This window comes from Acidobacteriota bacterium, from assembly GCA_029861955.1.
Lineage (GTDB): Bacteria > Acidobacteriota > Polarisedimenticolia > Polarisedimenticolales > Polarisedimenticolaceae > JAOTYK01.
Genome location: JAOTYK010000018.1, coordinates 77,473 through 84,193, shown reverse-complemented (window position 1 = coordinate 84,193; position 6,721 = coordinate 77,473). Strand labels below are relative to the sequence as shown.

6 protein-coding genes are annotated in these 6,721 nt (G+C 62.7%); 2 read left to right on the top strand and 4 right to left on the bottom strand.

Going from position 1 to position 6,721, the window contains the following annotated elements; genetic code table 11:
- Both leuS and OES25_10730 read left to right on the top strand, forming a co-directional pair.
- Positions 1 to 2,475, top strand: a 2,475-nt coding sequence (leuS, locus tag OES25_10735) for a leucine--tRNA ligase (protein ID MDH3628114.1), incomplete at its 5' end; no start/stop codon positions are given.
- On the top strand, positions 2,472 to 3,476 hold the full coding sequence (locus tag OES25_10730) for a hypothetical protein (protein MDH3628113.1): 1,005 nt from the start codon (positions 2,472 to 2,474) through the stop codon (positions 3,474 to 3,476). The genes leuS and OES25_10730, both read left to right, overlap by 4 nt.
- 12 nt (positions 3,477 to 3,488) lie before the next feature.
- On the opposite strand, the gene OES25_10725 is transcribed toward OES25_10730, so the two are convergent.
- From OES25_10725 to OES25_10710, 4 genes are all read right to left on the bottom strand, one after another.
- Positions 3,489 to 4,064, bottom strand: coding sequence for a carboxypeptidase-like regulatory domain-containing protein (locus tag OES25_10725; GenBank protein MDH3628112.1), 576 nt, complete (start codon positions 4,062 to 4,064; stop codon positions 3,489 to 3,491).
- Positions 4,064 to 4,633 carry an NADH-quinone oxidoreductase subunit I gene (locus OES25_10720; protein MDH3628111.1) on the bottom strand — a complete coding sequence of 190 codons (570 nt, stop codon included), beginning with the start codon at positions 4,631 to 4,633 and terminating at the stop codon, positions 4,064 to 4,066. The genes OES25_10725 and OES25_10720 overlap by 1 nt, the downstream gene beginning before the upstream one ends.
- A complete protein-coding gene (nirD, locus tag OES25_10715; GenBank protein MDH3628110.1) occupies positions 4,630 to 4,953 on the bottom strand; it encodes a nitrite reductase small subunit NirD in 324 nt (107 codons plus the stop codon). Before nirD ends, OES25_10720 begins: the two co-directional genes overlap by 4 nt.
- 113 nt (positions 4,954 to 5,066) lie before the next feature.
- Positions 5,067 to 6,719, bottom strand: coding sequence for an electron transfer flavoprotein-ubiquinone oxidoreductase (locus OES25_10710; protein MDH3628109.1), 1,653 nt, complete (start codon positions 6,717 to 6,719; stop codon positions 5,067 to 5,069).
- Positions 6,720 to 6,721: the final 2 nt, after the last annotated feature.

The window sequence follows — 6,721 nt, the reverse complement described above, 5'->3', positions numbered from 1 at the left end:
CCGAAGTACTACGTTCTGGACATGTTCCCCTACCCGTCGGGCTCGGGGCTGCATGTCGGGCATCCGGTCGGGTACATCGGCAGCGACATCGTTGCGCGGCGAAAGCGCATGGAGGGGTTCAACGTTCTCCACCCGATGGGCTGGGATGCGTTCGGGCTACCCGCAGAACAGTATGCGATCCAGACCGGGAAGCATCCTGCCGAGACGACCCTCGAGAACGTCACCAACTTCAAGCGACAACTCTCGCTGATCGGGCTGGCCTACGACTGGGATCGTGAAATCAACACGAGTCATGTCGAGTTCTATCGCTGGACCCAGTGGATCTTCGCCAAGCTCTACGACAAGGGCCTGGTCTACCAGGCCGAGGTTCCGGTCTGGTGGTGTGAAGAACTAAAGACCGTGCTGGCCAACGAAGAGGTCATCAACGGTCGATCCGAACGCGGCGATCACCCTTGCGTCCGTCGTCCGCTGAAGCAGTGGATGTTTCGGATCACGGAGTACGCCGATCGGCTCCTCGAAGATCTCGACGACCTGGATTGGCCGGAATCCATCAAGGCGATGCAGCGTGCCTGGATCGGTCGATCGGACGGCGCGGAGATCCGTTTCGCCGTCGAGAACGGCGACGACACGCTCACGGCCTTCACGACCCGACCCGACACGCTGTTCGGTGCGACCTTCATGGTCGTCGCGCCGGAACATCCGATCGTCGAACAACTGACGACGGCGGAACACAGGGATTTGGTCACCGGCTACGTCCGGGCTGCTGCCGCCAAGTCCGAGATGGAGCGCACCGAACTGGACAAGGAGAAGACCGGCGTTCCGACCGGCGCCTACGCACTCAATCCGCTGCTACCGGCCGACGATCCGCGGGCGCGGATTCCGATCTGGGTTGCCGATTACGTCCTCTTCTCCTACGGCACCGGTGCCATCATGGCCGTCCCCGGTCACGACGAACGGGACCACGAGTTTGCAAGACGTCACGATCTGGCGATCCGTGAAGTCGTCCGTCCGCCCGACGGCGAGGATGGCCTGCAACAGGGTGTCTGTTTTACCGGAGACGGCACGTCCGTCGACTCGGGCCCGATCGACGGGCTCCCGTCGAAAGCGGCACAGGAGACGATCGTCTCGCTTCTCGAAGAGCGGGGTGTCGGGAAGCGACGGGTCACCTACAAGATTCGCGATTGGCTTTTCAGTCGACAGCGCTACTGGGGCGAACCGTTCCCGTTCTTGCATCTCGAGGACGGGACGACGGTTCGGGTACCCGAAGAGGATCTCCCGGTGGAGCTCCCGGAGATGAAGGACTTCCGTCCGGCCTCCGATGGGTCGGCGCCGCTGGCCCGAGCAACGGACTGGGTCCATCAGATCGACCCCTCGACCGGACAGGCGGTACGACGGGATACGGACACCATGCCCGGCTGGGCCGGTAGCTGTTGGTACTGGCTGCGGTTCATGGACCCCCGCAACGACCGCGCGCCGTTCGACCCCGAGGCCGAGAAGTACTGGGGGCCCGTCGATCTCTACATCGGCGGGGCGTCGCATGCCGTCATGCATCTCTTGTACGCCCGCTTCTGGCACAAGGCCCTCGCCGATCTGGGCATCGTCTCGACCGCGGAGCCGTTTGGAAGACTGTTCAATCAGGGCATGCTGGTCGCCGACGCGTTCAAGGACGACACGGGGCGCAACGTACCCTCCGATGAGGTCGAACAACGGGACGGAACATCGGTGCGTGGGTCCGACGGGGCCGCCGTCCATCGCTACACGACGGCCATGTCCAAGTCGAAGCGCAACGTCATCAATCCCGACGACGTGATCGCGGACTTCGGTGCCGATGCCTTCCGCCTGTATGAGATGTTCATGGCGCCGCTTGCGGATCAACGCACATGGGATACCAACGGCATCACCGGGTGTCGTCGCTTCCTCGATCGGATGTGGAAGTTGTTCGTGGACGCGGAGGGCGAACTCGCGGAATCTTTGCGGGTGACCGATGATCCGGCCACCTGGTCGGCTGAGACTCGGGCGCTCGAGTTTCATCTCAACCAGGCGCTGAAGCGGATCGCGGACTCCTTCGAGGCCTTCAACTTCAACACCGGGATCGCGGCGCTGATGTCGCTGGTCAACGAGGTCGTACGCACACCCCAGGCGCTCGTTCGCTCTCAGGCCGAACGCTGGCTGCGGGGCATGGCCCCACTGGCACCCCACATCTGCGAGGAACTGTGGTCACGCCTGGGTCACGAAGACTCGATCTGTATTGTCGAGCCACCGACCGTCGACGAGGCGTTCCTTCAGCAGGACAACTTCGAACTCGTCGTTCAGGTGCTCGGCAAGCTCCGGGGACGCGTGCAAGCGCCGCGTGACGCGGACCGTGACACACTCGAGGCCCTCGCACGCGACACGGTCGCCCAGCAACTCGAAGGCAAGCAAATCGTCAAGACCATCGTGGTCCCGGGACGCCTCGTGAATTTCGTCGTCCGATGATCCGTCGCCTCGCAGCCGTCGTCTTGATTCTCCTCGTCGGCGTCTCGGCGCTGGATGCGCGACCGAAGAAGAAGAAGAGGAAGAATCAGCCGCCGCCACCGAGTCGTTGTGATGCGGTGCGCCTGGACGGCGATCGCCTGTTTGTCGGCAGCACCGGGGGCCTCGTCTGGCACGATGTCAGCGATCCGTACTCGGCCACGACAATCGATAACTTCTTCCTACGGAATGCCGTGTGGGACATGGCCGTGCGCGACCGCTACGCGATGATCGCCGTCGGCACCCACGGTGTGTACTCGATCGACTTCGAGCACGAGGACGGCATGCAGGTGATCTACCGGCACGAAGTTCCGGGAAAGGCCCGGCAACTCGAGTGGGTCGGGGACGCCTTGTTCGTCGCGGCGGGACGCCACGGCGTGGAGGTGATATCGACCCGCTACGCCGACCGGTTGCAGCGGATCGCCCATCTCGCTGCGCGGGATCGTGTCCGGGCCATTGCGATCGTGGATCAGCGTCTGTTCGTCGTCGACAGCGGTTCCGGCCTCTCAATCTATGACATCTCGCGACCGTCTTCCCCGCGACTACTGACCGATCGTCGACTCGAGGCGACCGTCTGGGATGTGGTCGTTGACGGCGATTTGATCTATCTGGCCGCGGACGACGACGGAATCCTGGCATTCCGTCTCGACGCCAAGACCCTGACTCCCCTTCCGACGATTCCAACGACGATTCGAGCCTACAGGATTGACGTCGGTTCGGGCGCTCTGGTCGTAACGGACGGCCGATCGTCGATGGAGGTCCTCGACGGGATCCCCGACGCTCCACGTTCACGCGGCGTGACGGTCGTTCATCGTTCTGCGACGACGACGGACATCGCCGTCGACCATGACCTGGTCGTCATCGCCGGTGGCACCCAGTGCTTCACGTTGTTTGGAATCGGCGACCCGGAAGAGACCGAGCGCTACAGCGGGCAGCGCCGCAAGATGACCGTCGAGTTTCCCTGACGGCTGCGGGACTCAGTTAGAGCTGGCAGCGTCCACCGACCATAGTTCGACGATGACTTCCGTCTCTTCCGCCGCCACGAGGTCGATCTCACGGGGTTCTGGCAGGGCATACCCGTCGGCCGAAACCATCACGCGTACGATCCCGGGACGAAGCGTGCGCACCGTCAGCCCCTTGTCATTGGGAAAGAAGGGGCCATGGCGCCGGCCGCTCGCGAATAGCAGGTTGACGGTGCTTCCGTCCAGCCCTTCGCCCGTGGCCGCGTCTCGGACCCTCACCTTGAGTGTCGCCGAGGGGAACAGCTTGACCGGCTTGTCCCGCGCAACCGCCGACAGCACCTGGGGTAGGTAGCCGCGCTTCTTGATACGGATCTCCTTCAGCTCGCTATCGGGCAGTCCCCAGAGACCGCGTTCGTCGGTCATCGCACAGATGCCGTCGATGCCACCCGGTACCAGGTAACAGACGGACGCCTCGGGGAGCGGTTGGTCGTTTTCGTCGTAGACGTGGCCGCGATACTCGGCCATTGCCGGCAGCGTCGTCGCGACAACGAAGAACAGGATCGCGACGGACCATGACGCCCGGCGGTTCATCAATGGGAGCCCGCCGTCGACGCCGCGATCGTGTCGCCAGCGACGTGAGACCGGCTCTTTGCGCCCTTGTTCTCCGGGGACCACTTATTGATGTCGTCTTGTCGCTCGCCACCTAGCTCGTAGAGTTTCTCTTTGTCGAAGATCATCAGATCCCGGCTGTAACCCGTGACCGCGTAGGTCTTCGACATGAAGATCGCCTCCTCGGGGCAGGCCTCCTCACAAAGACCGCAGTAGATGCAGCGCAACATGTTGATGTCGAATTTCTCGGGGTACTTCTCGATTTGATGTTGGTCGCTGTCGCTGGAAATCTCGGCCGCCTCGATCGAGATGGCGCGTGGCGGACAGACCCACTGACACATGTAGCAACCGACACACTTCTCGCGGCCGTCCTGGTCCTTGACGAGAACCGGTACGCCACGATAACGTTCTCCCAGTTCACGCTTGGTCTCCGGGTACTGCATCGTGTCCTTTTTCATGAACATATGCTTCAGCGTCACGACCAACCCGGCCAGGATCGCCGGGAAGTAGAGCCGATGCCAGAGCGTCGGACGAACACGATTAACCTTCATGACTGCTCCCCGGTCGGTAACAAAACTTCGACCGAATCGTCGGTTTGCCGTGTTGGGTAACACCCCACCGGCTCATGACTCTCTCTCGGACACGCACCGGTCTTCAGATCGAAGACCCAGGAATGAAGCGGACAGATGACCCGGCCGTCCATCACCACACCCTCCGCAAGCGACGCCCCCTGGTGCGGACACGCATCGTCCGTGGCATAGAACGTGCCCGCCTCGTTGAAGACGGCAAGAGCATGATGCTCCACCTGGATGGTCCGCGCACATCCCTCGGTGATCGACGATGCTTCGGTGACGGCGACCCAGCGGGACATCGAGTACCTCTCCTCGCTTATGCGAGACCCCTGCGGGTCGTCGAGCGGGATTCTAACATACGACCGCACCGGACCCAAGCCAAGTAGATTCAACAACTTACGGCCCTTGCGGGCTACATCTTCTTGTAACGTGGCCCGGAGCCGCCCTCACGAGGCATCCAGCGTGGGCCCAGAACATCGGTCGCCTTGCAATCGACGCAATTGGGCGCGTTGATCCGAAGTTGTTCCCCATCCCATTCGTACACTCCCGCGGGGCAGAGATGCTCGTACATCTGAGCGACCTCCGCCGGAACCGATTCGATCGCCGTGAGATGGCCGGGAATGTCGTCTCGCGTCGCGTTACCCGAGCGGAAGACCGCATCGACCTTGCTGAGTGTGCGGCTGCCGTCCGGAGAGAACGGCTCGGCCGGGGACACATCCTTGGGTTCGTCGGCGTCGGACTCGCTGGCGATCCGCCCGCCGGGAAATGCGCCGCGGCTGAGGTCCATCATGAACGCCTTGATACCCCCCATGAAGAACCCGGACTTGAACGCAAGTCGCATGTTCCGCGTCCGATACAGATCGGTTCGAATGGGACTCTCCGCGATCCGGCGATCGTATCCCGCCAGGGCGGCACTCGAGGTGTCATCGGCCTTCAGCGCATCAAGAATCGTATCCGCCGCACACAGCCCCGAGTGCATCGCGTAGTGGATCCCCTTCAAGGCGGCGACGTTGACGAAACCTGCGGCGTCACCGGCCATCAGCAGGCCATCCCCGTGGAGTCGCTCCGGCAATGAATGGAAACCGCCTTCCGGGATCGTCTTGGCTCCCCACTCGAGTAGCTCACCCCCGTCGAGCATCTCCCGGAACAGCGGATGATCCTTGAGTTGCTGCGTGAGCTGATGGACATCGAGGGAGTGCTGCCGGTAATCGAGACCGACGACCAGCCCCACCGAGACCGTGTTCTCTCCCATCGGGTAGGCCCAGCTGCCTCCGAAGGCAGACCGGGGAAGCGGCCAGCCCAGCGTGTGGACGATGCCGTCGAGGTTCTTCGGAGTCCGCCAGAGTTCCTTGACTCCCAACGCGAAGATCTGCGGGTTGGGAGACTGGATCTGTTGCCAGGCTTGCCACGCCTGAGCTAACGGACTGCGGGTCCCGTCGCAGAGGACGGTCACCCGCGACGTAATGTCGCCGGGTGGCATGTAGTTCGGCCCGGGGTTGCTATCCCGATCCAACCCCGTCGCCACCGTGCGAACGCCGATGACCTTGTTCCCATCGACCAACAACGACTCTGCGGGGAATCCGGTGAAGACATTGATTCCCAGGGCCTCCGCCTTCTCGCCGAGGAACCGGACGATCTCGCAGATCGATGCGGTGAAGTAGCCGTGGTTGCGCATCTCCCGTGGTGCCGGAATCCGACGCGACCCCGACTGTGATAGCCAGTAGACCCGCTCCTGTGTGACCGCATCGCAAAACGGCAGTTGGTCGTCGGTCAGGTCGGGAAAGAGTGCGCGAAACGCGTCCGGGTTGACGACGGCGCCGGAGAGGTTGTGCTCGCCGAGCGACTCGGCCTTTTCCAGAACGCCAATCTCGATCTCTCCGGGTCCGTGTCCTGCATCATTGGCCGCCTTGACCTGTTGCGCCAGTCGAATAGCGCCGGCCAACCCCGCCGGTCCGGCACCGACGAAGAGCACGTCCAGCGGGATCGATTCATCGTCGGGGGACTCTCTGAGGATCAGTTTCTTCGGTAGATCGGGTTGATGCTTTGCGGGGATGATTTCGGCCACGA

Coding starts and splice junctions, on each gene's coding strand:
- OES25_10725 (MDH3628112.1), bottom strand. CDS start 4,064: ATGAACCGCCGGGCGTCATGGTCCGTCGCGATCCTGTTCTTCGTTGTC.
- nirD (MDH3628110.1), bottom strand. CDS start 4,953: ATGTCCCGCTGGGTCGCCGTCACCGAAGCATCGTCGATCACCGAGGGA.
- OES25_10730 (MDH3628113.1), top strand. CDS start 2,472: ATGATCCGTCGCCTCGCAGCCGTCGTCTTGATTCTCCTCGTCGGCGTC.
- OES25_10720 (MDH3628111.1), bottom strand. CDS start 4,633: ATGAAGGTTAATCGTGTTCGTCCGACGCTCTGGCATCGGCTCTACTTC.